The organism is Streptomyces hyderabadensis, assembly GCF_020404845.1.
GTDB lineage: Bacteria > Actinomycetota > Actinomycetes > Streptomycetales > Streptomycetaceae > Streptomyces > Streptomyces hyderabadensis.
This window is the reverse complement of sequence record NZ_JAIOJZ010000051.1, coordinates 25,277-38,189: the sequence shown is the minus strand read 5'-3', so window position 1 is coordinate 38,189 and position 12,913 is coordinate 25,277. Positions and strand designations below refer to the sequence as shown.

Genomic DNA, 12,913 nt, shown 5'->3' with positions numbered 1-12,913 from the left:
CACGTCCCGGCGAGCGGCCAGATGAACGACGAGCGGCTGACCGTGGCGCGGACGGCCGACGGCACGGACGGCCCGCCACCGGAACCGGAGCGGCCGAAACGACCGGAGCGCGGCCCCCGGCGCAAGCGCCGCGGGCTGGGACCCGTCACCCTGCTGGTGCTGCCTGCCCTGGTGACCGTCACCGGCGTGGCCGCCTTCCTCGCGCTGGGCGGGCTGCCGAATCCGTGGCCCGACGACTCCGACGCCAAGCCGTCCGCCGGGGTCGACATCGACCCCTCCTACGTCCCGTGGCTGCGCAAGGCGGCCTCGGCCTGCACCGTCCTGGAGCCGTCCGTGCTCGCCGCGCAGATCGACCAGCTCTCCGGCTGGAGCGACGACTCGGACGAACTCTCCGGGCAGAAGGGCATCGCCGCCTTCACCGACGACGAGTGGCGGACCTGGGGCAAGGACGACGACGGCAACGGGAAGTCCTCGCCCCGCGATCCGGCGGACGCGATCATGGCGCTGGGCCGGCGGGACTGTTCGCTGGCGAAGCAGGTGACCGAACTGCGCACCGAGGGCCGGATCAACGGCGACCTCGTGGAGCTGACCCTCGCCGCGTACGCCACGGGCCCGGACGCCGTGACCGAGGCGGGACGGGTCCCCGCGCAGGCGCAGACGTACCTCGACGAGGTCCAGGCCCTGCTGCCGCGTTACGAGGCACTCGACCGGGAGGACTCGGCCGGCCCGGGCGGGCCCGCCGGCGCCCTGCTGACCGCGCCGGTCAGCCCGCTCACCGTCACCTCGCCCTTCGGGTCGCGGCAGCACCCGCTGACCGGGGTGACCAAGCTGCACACCGGTGTGGACTTCGCCGCCCCGCAGGGCGCGCAGGTGGTGGCGGCGCGCCGGGGCCGGGTCGTGTTCGCCGCGCTCACCAGCGCGTACGGCAACCGCATCGTGATCGACCACGGGACCATCCAGGGCAAGCGGGTGGAGACGACCTACAGTCACCTCTCGTCCCTGGACGTGGCCGTGGGGCAGTCGGTGGACGCCGGTGCCCCGATCGGACGGGTCGGCTCGACCGGCCTGTCCACCGGCCCCCATCTGCATTTCGAGGTCATCCTCGACGGGTACTACACCGATCCGGCCCCCTGGCTGACCGCGTAGGGGTTTGATCCGGCGGATCGTGTCGAAGACCTCAGCATGACCCAGTCGAAGCGCGAGACAGAGCGGAAGTACCGGCCGCCCTCCGGTGGCCTCGCCGGGCTGCCCGACCTCACCGGCGTCGGCCCGGTCGCCTCGGTCACCTCGGCCGGGGACGAGGAACTCGACGCGGTGTACCACGACACCGAGGATCTGCGGCTGGCCGGGTCCTCGGTCACGCTGCGCCGCCGCACGGGCGGTCCCGACGCGGGCTGGCATCTGAAGCTGCCGGCCGGCCCGGACACCCGGGAGGAGGTGTGGGCCCCGCTGTCGGACGACGTGCCCGAGGCGCTGCGCGAGCTGGTGCTGTCCCGCACCCGGGGCGCCCGGCTGCGTCCGGTGGTGCGGATCCGGTCCACCCGGCAGGTGCGGCAGTTGCGCGACGCCGGGGGCGGGGTGCTCGCCGAGCTGAGCCTCGACGAGGTGCGTGCGGACGCGACGGCGTCGGGCGGCGGCCGTGCCGAGTGGGGCGAGCTGGAGGTCGAACTCGCCGACGGGGTCCCCGCCGGGCTGCTGGACGCGGTGGAGAAGCGGCTCCGCAAGAAGGGGACGGTGCGCGCCGACAGCCCGTCCAAGCTCGCCCGGGCGCTGCGCGACACCGGCGTGGGCGACGCGGCCGTGCGGCGGCCGTCCGCCGGGGTGGTCGCCGGGTCCGCCGGCGCGTATGTGCTCGCCTACCTGCGTGAGCAGGTGGGCATCCTGGTGGCCCTGGATCCGGCGGTGCGCCGGGAACGGCCCGACGCGGTGCACCAGATGCGGGTCACCTGCCGGCGGCTGCGTGCCTGTCTGCGCTCGTACCGGTCGGTGCTGGACCGGCGGGTCACCGGTCCCGTGGGGGCGGAACTGCGGTGGCTGGCGGGCGAGCTGGGGGCCGCGCGGGACCAGGAGGTGCTGCGGGACCGCATCGGCGGCGCGCTGGACACCCTCCCCGACGACCTGGTGCTCGGCCCCGTCGCCGCCCGGCTGCGGGCGTGGGAGGCGTCCCGGGGCGTCGACGTGCGGTCCCGGACGCGCGCGGCCCTGGGCGCCGCGCGCTACCTGCGGCTCCTGGACGCGCTGGACGCCCTGGTCGAGAGCCCGCCGCTGCGCGCCAAGGCGGGCGGGAAGCCGGCCCGGACGATGGCCCGGGCGGTGCTGGCGGAGTACGACCGCCTCGCCGGGCGGATGGAGCGGGCGCTCGCGCTTCCGGCCGGGCGGACGCGTCAGACCGAGCTGCACGAGGCGCGCAAGGCGGCCAAGAAGCTCCGCTACGCGGCCGAGGTCGCACGTCCCGCGCTCGGCAAGCCCGTCGCCCGGCTCGGCAGACACGCCCGGGCGCTGCAGCAGTTGCTCGGCGAGCACCAGGACGCGGTGGTCGCCCAGGACACCCTGCGGGAGCTGGCGGTGACCGCCCACGGGGCGGGCGAGTCGGCGTTCACGTGGGGGGTGCTGCACGGCCGGGAGCGGGCGGGTGCCGAAGCCCGGCAGCGGGCCCTGCCGGGGGTGTGGCGGGCGGCGTCGGATCCCGCGCTGCGCGCCCCGCTCGCCCACTGAACGACGACAAGTCTTGCGCCGAGTCTTGCCGGATCAAAGGCTCACCACTTAAATCACACCTTGAACTAAGCCGCTGTGCCCAGCGGTTGGCCGGTCCTGTCCGCATCCTCAGAAAGCGCCCGCATGAGACTCAGATCCTTGGGTGTCGCGCTCGTCGCCACGGCGGCGCTCGTCACCCTTCCCGCCCCGATGTCGGCCACCGTGGCCGACACCCCCCTCTCCCAGGGCCGTACGGCCACGGCGTCGTCGGCCGAGAACGCCGCGACGCCGTCCGGCAACGCCGTCGACGGCGACCGGGCCACCCGGTGGTCCTCGGCCGCGAGCGACGACCAGTGGCTCCAGGTCGACCTCGGCGCCACCGCCTCCGTCACCCGCGTGGTACTCGACTGGGAGGCGGCCTACGGCAAGGACTACAAGATCCAGCTCTCCCCCGACGGGAGCACCTGGACCGACGTGCAGACGGTCACCGGCGGCGATGGCGGCACCGACACGCTCGACGTCTCGGGCCAGGGCCGCTACGTCCGCATGCAGGGCGTCCACCGGGCCACCCCGTGGGGCTACTCCCTGTGGGAGTTCCAGGTCTTCGGCACCACCGGCGGCACCGCGCCGGGCGGCTCCTGCGACACCGCCGACGCCGCGCAGGGCAGGCCCGCCTCCGCCTCCTCCGTGGAGAACGCCGGGACACCCGCCGCCGCGGCCTTCGACGGCGACGCCGGCACCCGCTGGTCCAGCCAGGCCTCCGACCCGCAGTGGGTGCGGGTCGACCTCGGCGCCGTACGGGACCTGTGCAAGGTGGACCTGAACTGGGAGGCCGCCTACGCCAAGGACTTCCGGATCGAGGCCTCCTCCGACGGACAGAACTGGCAGACGCTGAAGAGCGTCACGGACGCCACCGGGGGCAAGTCCTCCTACGACGTCAGCGGTTCGGGCCGCTACGTCCGCGTGTACGGCACGGCCCGCGCCACCGGCTACGGCTACTCGCTGTGGGAGGTCGCCGTGCACACCGGCACCACCGGCACTCCCCCGGTCCAGGGCGGTGGCGACCTGGGGCCGAACGTCATCGTCGTGGACCCCGCCACGCCGAACCTCCAGCAGAGGTTCGACCAGGTCTTCGCCCAGCAGGAGTCCAGCCAGTTCGGCAGCGGCCGCTACCAGTTCCTGCTGAAGCCGGGCACCTACAACGGCATCAACGCCCAACTGGGCTTCTACACCTCCGTCTCCGGTCTGGGCCTCAACCCGGACGACACGCAGATCAACGGTGACATCACCGTGGACGCGGGCTGGTTCAACGGCAACGCCACGCAGAACTTCTGGCGTTCGGCCGAGAACCTCGCCATCAGGCCGGTCAACGGCACCGACCGGTGGGCCGTCGCCCAGGCGGCCCCGTTCCGCCGGATCCACGTCCAGGGCGGGCTCAACCTCGCGCCCAACGGCTACGGCTGGGCCTCCGGCGGCTACATCGCCGACTCCAAGATCGACGGCACCGTCGGCCCCTACTCCCAGCAGCAGTGGTACACCCGGGACAGCTCGGTCGGCGGCTGGACCAACGGCGTCTGGAACATGACCTTCACCGGCGTCGAGGGCGCTCCCGCGGGCAACTTCGAGACCGGTCCGTACACCACGCTCGACACCACGCCGGTCTCGCGCGAGAAGCCCTTCCTCTACCTGGACGGCGCCGAGTACAAGGTGCGGGTGCCGGCCAAGCGGACCAACGCGCGTGGTGTCTCCTGGCCGGCCAACGCCGGCGGCACCTCGCTGCCGCTCAGCCAGTTCTACGTCGTGAAGCCCGGCGCGACGGCGGCGACCATCAACGCCGCGCTCGACCAGGGCCTCAACCTGCTGTTCACGCCCGGCGTTTACCACATCGACCAGACCATCGAGGTCGACCGGGCGAACACCGTCGTGCTGGGCCTCGGCCTGGCCACGATCATTCCGGACGGCGGGGTCGACGCCATGCACGTGGCCGACGTCGACGGCGTGCGGCTCGCGGGCTTCCTCATCGACGCCGGCCCGGTGAACTCGGACACGCTGCTGCGGATCGGAACGCCGGGCGGGAACGCCGACCACTCCGCCAACCCCACCACCATGCAGGACGTGTTCATCCGCGTCGGCGGCGCGGGTCCCGGCCGGGCCACCGACTCCGTGGTGGTCGAGAGCGACGACGTGCTCATCGACCACACCTGGATCTGGCGGGCCGACCACGGCGAGGGCGTCGGCTGGGAGACCAACCGCGCCGACTACGGCCTGCGGGTCAACGGGGACGACGTACTCGCCACCGGGCTGTTCGTCGAGCACTTCAACAAGTACGACGTCTACTGGAGCGGGGAGCGCGGCCGGACCGTCTTCTTCCAGAACGAGAAGGCCTACGACGCCCCGAACGAGGCGGCCATCACCCACGACGGCATCGTGGGCTACGCGGCCTACAAGGTCGCCGACTCGGTGAACGAGCACGAGGCGGTGGCGCTGGGCAGTTACTGCAACTACACGTCCGACCCGACGATCGTCCAGCACCACGGGTTCCAGGTGCCGGTCAAGCCGGGCATCAGGCTGCGCAACCTCCAGGTGATCTCGCTCGGCGGCATGGGCCAGTACCGCCATGTCGTCAACGACACCGGCGCGGCCACGTCGGGGACGGACACGGTGCCGTCCAAGGTCGTCCAGTTCCCCTGACGGTTCCCCGCCTTGCGGGAACGACGCGCCCCGCGGCGGTGCGGGGCGCGTCACCCAAGGGCGAAGTACCTGCTTCCTCAGGCGAGTTGCACCAGGAGGTCGCCGCCTTCCACCTGCTGGATGCGGTTGATGGCGAGCCTGCTCACCGTGCCGGACTTCGGCGCGGTGATGGACGCCTCCATCTTCATCGCCTCGATGGTGGCCACCGTGGCACCGGCCTTCACCGTGTCGCCCTCGGCGACGGCGAGGGTCACCACACCGGCGAACGGCGCCGCGACATGGCCGGGGTCCGCCCGGTCGGCCTTCTCCGTCACCGGGACGTCGGTGGCCGCCGAGCGGTCGCGGACCTGGATCGGGCGGAGCTGTCCGTTCAGGGTGGCCATCACGGTGCGCATGCCGCGCTCGTCGGCGTCGCCGACCGCCTGCAGTTCGATGAGCAGCCGCACGCCCGGGTCGAGGTCGACCGTGTACTCCTTGCCCGGGCGCAGCCCGTAGAAGAAGTCCTTGCTGTCGAGCACGCTGGTGTCGCCGAAGGACGCCCGGTGCGTGTCGAACTCGCGCGCCGGTCCCGGGAACAGCAGCCGGTTGAGTGTCGCCCGGCGGTCCTTGCCGAGGCCGTCGCGGTCGTCCTCGGACAGCTCGGCGGGCGGCTTGGCCTCGGCGCGGCCGCGCAGCGCCTTGCTGCGGAACGGCTCGGGCCAGCCGCCGGGCGGGGTGCCCAGCTCGCCGCGGAGGAAGCCGACCACGGAGTCCGGGATGTCGAACCGGTCGGGTTCGGCCTCGAAGTCCGCCGGGGCGACACCGGCGCCCACCAGGTGCAGGGCCAGGTCGCCGACCACCTTGGAGGACGGGGTGACCTTCACCAGACGGCCCAGCATCCGGTCGGCGGCGGCGTACATGGCCTCGATGTCCTCGAAGCGGTCGCCGAGGCCGAGCGCGACGGCCTGGGTGCGCAGGTTGGAGAGCTGGCCGCCGGGGATCTCGTGGTGGTAGACGCGGCCGGTCGGGGAGGCCAGGCCCGCCTCGAAGGGGGCGTAGACCTTGCGGACGCTCTCCCAGTAGGGCTCCAGGTCGCCGACGGCCTGGAGGCCGAGGCCGGTGGGCCGCTCGGTGTGGTCGGTGGCGGCCACGATCGCCGACAGGGACGGCTGCGAGGTGGTCCCGGCCATGGACGCCACGGCTCCGTCGACGGCGTCGGCACCGGCCTGGATCGCGGCCAGGTAGGTGGCGAGCTGGCCGCCGGTGGTGTCGTGGGTGTGCAGGTGCACCGGCAGGTCGAACTCCCGGCGCAGCGCGGTCACCAGCGTCGCGGCGGCCGGGGCGCGCAGCAGACCGGCCATGTCCTTGACCGCCAGCACGTGCGCGCCGGCGTTCACGATCTGTTCGGCGAGCCGCAGGTAGTAGTCGAGGGTGTAGAGCCGCTCGGCGGGGTCGGACAGGTCGGCGGTGTAGCACAGCGCGACCTCGGCGACGGCGGTGCCGGTCTGCCGTACGGCCTCGATGGCGGGCCGCATCTGCTCGACGTCGTTGAGGGCGTCGAAGATCCGGAAGATGTCGATGCCGGTGGCGGCGGCCTCCTGCACGAAGGCGTCGGTCACCTCGGTGGGGTACGGGGTGTAGCCCACGGTGTTGCGGCCGCGCAGCAGCATCTGGAGGCAGATGTTGGGCACCGCCTCGCGCAGCGCGGCCAGCCGCTCCCAGGGGTCCTCGGCGAGGAAGCGCAGGGCGACGTCGTAGGTGGCGCCGCCCCAGCACTCCAGGGACAGCAGCTGGGGCAGGGTGCGGGCGACGACGGGCGCCACGGCGAGCATGTCCCTGGTGCGCACCCGGGTGGCGAGCAGCGACTGGTGGGCGTCGCGGAAGGTGGTGTCGGTGACGCCGATGGTGGACGACTCGCGCAGCCGGCGGGCGAAGCCCTCGGGGCCCAGTCGGGCGAGCAACTGGCGTGAGCCGGACGGGGGTTCGCCGGTGGGCGCCGTCGGCAGCTTGGTCAGCGGGTCGATCAGCTCGGGGCGCTCGCCGTGCGGCTTGTTCACCGTGACGTCGGCGAGGTAGGTCAGCAGCTTGGTGCCGCGGTCGGCGGAGTGCCGGGCGGTGAGCAGGTGCGGGCGCTGCTCGATGAACGAGGTGGTGACCCGGCCGGCCTGGAAGTCGGGGTCGTCCAGGACCGCCTGGAGGAACGGGATGTTGGTGGCGACGCCGCGGATGCGGAACTCGGCGACCGCGCGCCGGGCGCGGTTCACCGCGGTGGTGAAGTCCCGTCCCCGGCAGGAGAGTTTGACCAGCATCGAGTCGAAGTGCGCGCTGATCTCCGTACCGGCGTGGGTGGTGCCGCCGTCGAGCCGGATGCCCGAGCCGCCGGGCGAGCGGTACGCGCTGATCCGGCCGGTGTCCGGACGGAAGCCGTTGGCCGGGTCCTCGGTGGTGATGCGGCACTGCAGGGCGGCGCCGCGCAGGGTGATGTTCTCCTGGGCGAGTCCGAGGTCGGCCAGCGTCTCACCGGCGGCGATGCGCAGCTGGGACTGGACGAGGTCGACGTCGGTGACCTCCTCGGTGACGGTGTGCTCGACCTGGATGCGGGGGTTCATCTCGATGAAGACGTGGTTGCCGTCGCGGTCGACGAGGAACTCCACGGTGCCCGCGTTGCGGTAGCCGATCTGCCGGGCGAAGTTCACGGCGTCGGCGCAGATCCGCTCCCGCAGGGCCGGGTCGAGGTTGGGTGCGGGCGCCAGCTCGATGACCTTCTGGTGGCGGCGCTGCACCGAGCAGTCCCGCTCGAAGAGGTGGATGACGTTTCCCTCGCCGTCGGCGAGGATCTGGACCTCGATGTGGCGGGGTTCGACGACCGCCTTCTCCAGGAAGACGGTGGGGTCGCCGAAGGCGGACGCGGCCTCGCGGGAGGCGGCCTCGATGGCCTCGCGCAGCTGGGCGGGTTCCTCGACCCGGCGCATGCCGCGCCCGCCGCCGCCCGCGACCGCCTTGACGAACACCGGGAAGCCGACCTCGTCGGCGGCGCGCACGAGTTCGTCCACGTCGGTGGAGGGCGCGGAGGAGCCGAGCACCGGTACGCCGGCCTCGCGGGCGGCGGCCACGGCACGGGCCTTGTTGCCGGTCAGCTCCAGGATCTGGGCGCTGGGCCCGACGAAGGTGATCCCGGCCTCCTCGCAGGCGCGGGCCAGTTCGGGGTTCTCGGACAGGAACCCGTACCCCGGGTAGACGGCGTCGGCCCCGGCGCGGCGGGCGGCGCGGACGATCTCCGCCACGGAGAGGTACGCGCGCACCGGATGCCCCTGCTCCCCGATCTCGTAGGCCTCGTCGGCCTTCAGCCGGTGCAGCGAGTTGCGGTCCTCGTGCGGGAAGACGGCGACGGTACGCGCGCCGAGCTCGTAGCCCGCACGGAACGCCCGGATCGCGATCTCACCGCGGTTGGCGACCAGCACCTTGCGGAACATTCTTGATCCCTTCAGCCTGCCGGGTGACGAGACCATGGTGTCGGCGCCGCCCTCGGTACGCCATGTGAGCCGGGCCACTCCCGGCTCCCTCATGAACCCGCGCCGCCGCCGTCGGGTCAAGGGCATCGGTCACCGCAGGGCGGCGGTCAGGCGCCGGCGGATGTGGTCGACGCCGGCCGGGGTGCGGGAGGGGGCGGCGGTGGTGCAGCCGGGCAGTCCGGCTCTGGCCAGGGTGCTCAGCAGCGCCCGGGGGCCGCTGTCGAGGTAGGTGGTGAAACCCGCCAGGCGCAGCGCGCCCAGACTCCGGTGGAAGGCGAGCGGCTCGCAGAGGTGGGCGGCCGCGATCGTGCGCAGCTGGGCCGGGGTGCGGGCGGGCCCCGGCTCGGTGGCCGTGTACACGGGCAGCGTGGGCGGGGCGACGGGCTGCGCGCGCAGGAGGCGGCGGAAGGCCCGGTGGACCTCGGTGAGCAGGGGGTGGTGGTAGGCGGTGCGGCTGGTCAGCACAGTGGCGCGACGGCCGAGTGCCCGAGCGGTGCGCCCGAGGGCCGCCAACTGGTCCTCGGGCCCGGCCAGGACCGTCTGGCCGGGGGCGTTGCGGGCGGCGATCCGTACCTGCGGCAGGTCCTGGTCGCGCAGCAGGTCGGCCGCCAGTTCGGCGGTCAGGTCGGTGGCCAGCAGGCCCGCCGCCGGCAGCGCCGCGTCGCGCAGCAGCCGGTCGCGGACGTGGAGCAGCCGGACGCCCTGTTCGAGGGTGATGACCCCGGTCACGGTGAGCGCCGCCAGGTCGCCCACGCTGTGGCCGAGCACCGCGTGGACCGGGGTCGACGCGAGGTCGAGCAGGACGGTGGCGGAGGCGACCACGGCGGCGTAGGTGGCCAGGTCGAAGGCGAGCGGGTCGGTGCGCACGAGGCGGTCGGGGTCAGGTGCCGCGGCGTCGGTGAGGAGGCGGCCGACGGCCGTCCGGGTGCCGCCGAGCGCGGTGCTGTGGGCGTCCACCGTCCCCAGCACCCGCCGGACGGACGGGACCTCGCTCAGGTGGCGCAGGGCGCCGGGGAGGTAGGCCCCCTGGCCGGGGCACATCAGCACGGTGCGTGGTGTGCCGCCGGCGGGGGCCGGGTGGTCGTTCCTCATGAGGCGTCGGCGAAGGCGAGCGCGACGTTGTGCCCGCCGAAGCCCATGCTCGTGCTGACGGCCGCGAGGGGCCCGGCGGGCAGTGCCGCCGGGTCGCGGCCGACGACGTTCAGGCCGATCTCGGGGTCGACCCGTTCGAGACTGCACGCGGGCGGTGCCGTTCGCTCCCTCAGGGCGAGGACGGTGAGGACGGCCTCGATGGCTCCGGCGGCACCGAGGGTGTGCCCGAAGGCGGCCTTGGTGGCACTGACCGCCACGTCGTCCAGTCCCTTGGCGAAGACGCTGCGCAGCGCCTGCGCCTCACCGAGGTCGCCGAGCGGTGTCGAGGTCGCGTGCGCGTTGATGTGCTGGACCTGCTCCGGAGCGAGCCCCGCGTCGCGCAGCGCGGTGTCGACGGCGGCCGCACAGCCCGTGCCGCCGGGCGCGGGCTGGGCCACGTGGTGGCTGTCGTTGGTGATGCCCGCCCCGGTCAGCCGGCCGTGGACGCGGGCGCCGCGGGCGGCGGCGTGCGCGGCGCTCTCGACGACGAGCATGCCGGCGCCCTCCCCCATCACGAAGCCGTCCCGGTCGGCGTCGAAGGGTCTGGAGGCGCCCTTGGGGTCGTGGTGGCGCCGGGAGAGGGCCTTCAACCGCTCGAACCCGGCCAGCGCCAGCGGATGCAGCGCCGCCTCGGCGCCGCCCGCGACCACGAGGTCCGCGCGGCCGTCCCGGATCATGCCGAGGGCCTGCGCGAGGGCCTCGGCCCCGGCGGCGCAGGCACTGACGGGGGCGTGCACGCCGGCCTTCGCGCCCACCATCAGCCCCACCTCTGCGGCCGGGTGGTTGGGCAGCATGACCGGGATGGTGCGCGGGCTCACCCGTCCCGGACCCTGCGTCAGCAGGCGGCGGTTCTGCTCCAGGGTGCTGGTGACGCCGCCCAGCCCCACCCCGACCACCACGGCCACCCGCGTGCCCTCCGCGGCGAGCGCCGGCACGTCGGCGAAACCGGCGTCGCGCACGGCCTCGCGGGCGGCGACGAGGGCGAACTGCGCCGCGCGGTCGCAGTGCGCCGCCTTGGCGGACGACAGGACCGTCCGGGGGTCGACCGCCGCCGGGGCCGCGAGATAGACCTGCGCGGGCCCCTCCGGCTCCGCGAAGTCGACGCGCTCGACGCCGCACACGCCGCCCAGCAGGGCCCGCCAGGTGGTCGGGACGTCGCCGCCCAGGGCGGTGGTCAGTCCCAGCCCCGTGACCACGGCGGACCGCTCCTCCGCGCGGCCCCGGGCGGCCGCGTGTCGTGGGCTCACGCGGTGCTGCCCGCGGGGGCGACGACGGCCTCGGCGAGATGGGCGGCGATCTCCCGCACCGTCGTGAGCCGGTCCGCCTGCTCCTGGGGCACCTCGATCTGCCAGCGGTCCTCGATCGCGGCGACCAGTTCCAGCCGGGCCAGCGAGTCGACCCCCAGGTCGTCCTGGAGCGAGGAGTCCGGCTGGATCTCCTCCACGGTGAGGTCCTCGACCGTGGCGGCCAGCAGGTCCCGCACTTCGTCGAGCAGCTTTCCTTCGTCGGCGGTGGACGGCATGTCCGGTACCTCCTTGGTCCGTGCACGGCGCGCCCGGAGGCGGTGGGCGGGAGGACCCGGTCCTCCCGGGCGCGCCGGCGGTGTCCGGCGACCTGCCGGTTCACGCCGACAGACTGTCCGCCGATCCGGCACGGCAAGCGCCGGGCACAGGGGGACGGCGGAGCATCGGGGGCACGGGACGGGCTCCTGTGAGCACCCGTGTCCACCCTTCACCCTGAAGCGCCCCGGGGCGGACCGAGGGTGGGGAGCGGCGCGTGCGTAAGGGGGCGGGCGGGACCCGGTGCGGCGGGGCCGCGCTTCCTCAACGGACTTTGGTGGCTCTTTTAAGGCTTTCTGAAGATGACCTTCGAACGGGCGTTTCCACGCCGGTGGGGTCCTAGGCTCTCGAACACCCCCCACAGTCCCGGTGGGCGCGCGGTCGCGTCCACCGGGTACGGGGCTCCGTCAGCCCACCGACAAGCCGAGGTGTCCTGCGTATGGGTTCCCGCCGAGCCGCTCGCCCGTCCCGCTCCCACGCCCGCCCCCGCGGCGGGCTCAGGACCCGCGGTACCGCGCTGGCACTCGGCGCCGTCACCGTGACGGCGGGCGTCGGGATCACGCTGGCCGTCACCGGCGGCGACGACGGCGGCGCCTCGGACCGGGTCACCGCGAACGCCGCCGACCGGGCGCCGAACGCCGAGGACGTGGCAGGCGGTGCGGCACCGCTCGCGTCCACGTCGGCGAGCCCGAGCGCCACGGCGAGCGCCTCGCCGAGCCCGAGCACGAAGCCGACGAAGAAGCCGAAGAAGACGGCAAGCCCGGCGACCGGCACCGCCAAGGCTCCCGCACCGGCCTCGAAGGCCCCCGTCAGGGCCACCACGAAGAGCGGCGGTGACGGATCCGGCAGCAGCGGCTCCGGTGGCAGCGGCTCCGGGTCGGCCGGCGGCTCGGCCTCCGGATCCGGCTCGGGCTCCGGATCCGGCTCGGGAGCGACGGGCGGCGCCGAAGCCCAGGTGCTCGCGCTGGTGAACCAGGAACGGGCCTCTGCGGGCTGCTCGCCGGTCACCGCGAACGACAAGCTCACCCGGGCCGCGGACGACTACAGCGACGTGATGGCGAGCAGCGGGGTGATGTCCCACACGGGCCCCGACGGCTCCACCATGGCGAGCCGGGTCGAGGCCGCCGGATACCAGTGGTCGACGCTGGGCGAGAACATAGCCCGGGGCCAGGCGGACGCCGCCGCGGTGATGGACTCCTGGATGAACAGCCCCGGCCACCGGGCGAACATACTCAACTGCTCCTTCAAGGAGCTGGGCGTCGGCGTCCACTTCGGCGACGGCGGCCCCTGGTGGACCCAGGACTTCGGTACCGGCCGCTGACACCGGTCACGGCAGCCCGGAAACGC

The 12,913-nt window shown here is 73.9% G+C and carries 8 protein-coding genes; 4 read left to right on the top strand and 4 right to left on the bottom strand.

The window, feature by feature from the left end; all coding sequences use genetic code 11:
* Positions 1 to 21: 21 nt before the first annotated feature.
* The 3 genes from K7854_RS29955 (at position 22) to K7854_RS29945 (ending at position 5,385) form a co-directional block, all read left to right on the top strand.
* Positions 22 to 1,146, top strand: a complete 1,125-nt coding sequence (locus K7854_RS29955) for a M23 family metallopeptidase (protein WP_226029688.1) — start codon at positions 22 to 24, stop codon at positions 1,144 to 1,146.
* A 36-nt stretch (positions 1,147 to 1,182) separates the two neighbouring features.
* Positions 1,183 to 2,715, top strand: coding sequence for a CYTH and CHAD domain-containing protein (locus tag K7854_RS29950; RefSeq protein WP_226029687.1), 1,533 nt, complete (start codon positions 1,183 to 1,185; stop codon positions 2,713 to 2,715).
* A gap of 123 nt (positions 2,716 to 2,838) precedes the next feature.
* Positions 2,839 to 5,385 carry a discoidin domain-containing protein gene (locus K7854_RS29945; RefSeq protein ID WP_226029686.1) on the top strand — a complete coding sequence of 849 codons (2,547 nt, stop codon included), beginning with the start codon at positions 2,839 to 2,841 and terminating at the stop codon, positions 5,383 to 5,385.
* 77 nt (positions 5,386 to 5,462) lie between these two features.
* Here K7854_RS29945 and K7854_RS29940 read toward each other — a convergent pair whose 3' ends face one another.
* From K7854_RS29940 to K7854_RS29925, 4 genes are all read right to left on the bottom strand, one after another.
* On the bottom strand, positions 5,463 to 8,837 hold the full coding sequence (locus tag K7854_RS29940; RefSeq protein ID WP_226029704.1) for a pyruvate carboxylase: 3,375 nt from the start codon (positions 8,835 to 8,837) through the stop codon (positions 5,463 to 5,465).
* 129 nt (positions 8,838 to 8,966) lie between these two features.
* Positions 8,967 to 9,968, bottom strand: coding sequence for an ACP S-malonyltransferase (locus tag K7854_RS29935; protein WP_226029685.1), 1,002 nt, complete (start codon positions 9,966 to 9,968; stop codon positions 8,967 to 8,969).
* Positions 9,965 to 11,254 carry a beta-ketoacyl-[acyl-carrier-protein] synthase family protein gene (locus K7854_RS29930; RefSeq protein WP_226029684.1) on the bottom strand — a complete coding sequence of 430 codons (1,290 nt, stop codon included), beginning with the start codon at positions 11,252 to 11,254 and terminating at the stop codon, positions 9,965 to 9,967. The genes K7854_RS29935 and K7854_RS29930 overlap by 4 nt, the downstream gene beginning before the upstream one ends.
* On the bottom strand, positions 11,251 to 11,529 hold the full coding sequence (locus tag K7854_RS29925) for an acyl carrier protein (RefSeq protein WP_226029683.1): 279 nt from the start codon (positions 11,527 to 11,529) through the stop codon (positions 11,251 to 11,253). Before K7854_RS29925 ends, K7854_RS29930 begins: the two co-directional genes overlap by 4 nt.
* 476 nt (positions 11,530 to 12,005) lie before the next feature.
* On the opposite strand from K7854_RS29925, the gene K7854_RS29920 reads away from it, so the two are divergent.
* Positions 12,006 to 12,887, top strand: coding sequence for a CAP domain-containing protein (locus K7854_RS29920; protein ID WP_226029682.1), 882 nt, complete (start codon positions 12,006 to 12,008; stop codon positions 12,885 to 12,887).
* Positions 12,888 to 12,913: the final 26 nt, after the last annotated feature.

Coding starts and splice junctions, on each gene's coding strand:
- K7854_RS29940 (WP_226029704.1), bottom strand. CDS start 8,837: ATGTTCCGCAAGGTGCTGGTCGCCAACCGCGGTGAGATCGCGATCCGG.
- K7854_RS29950 (WP_226029687.1), top strand. CDS start 1,183: ATGACCCAGTCGAAGCGCGAGACAGAGCGGAAGTACCGGCCGCCCTCC.
- K7854_RS29955 (WP_226029688.1), top strand. CDS start 22: ATGAACGACGAGCGGCTGACCGTGGCGCGGACGGCCGACGGCACGGAC.
- K7854_RS29920 (WP_226029682.1), top strand. CDS start 12,006: ATGGGTTCCCGCCGAGCCGCTCGCCCGTCCCGCTCCCACGCCCGCCCC.
- K7854_RS29925 (WP_226029683.1), bottom strand. CDS start 11,529: ATGCCGTCCACCGCCGACGAAGGAAAGCTGCTCGACGAAGTGCGGGAC.
- K7854_RS29945 (WP_226029686.1), top strand. CDS start 2,839: ATGAGACTCAGATCCTTGGGTGTCGCGCTCGTCGCCACGGCGGCGCTC.
- K7854_RS29935 (WP_226029685.1), bottom strand. CDS start 9,968: ATGAGGAACGACCACCCGGCCCCCGCCGGCGGCACACCACGCACCGTG.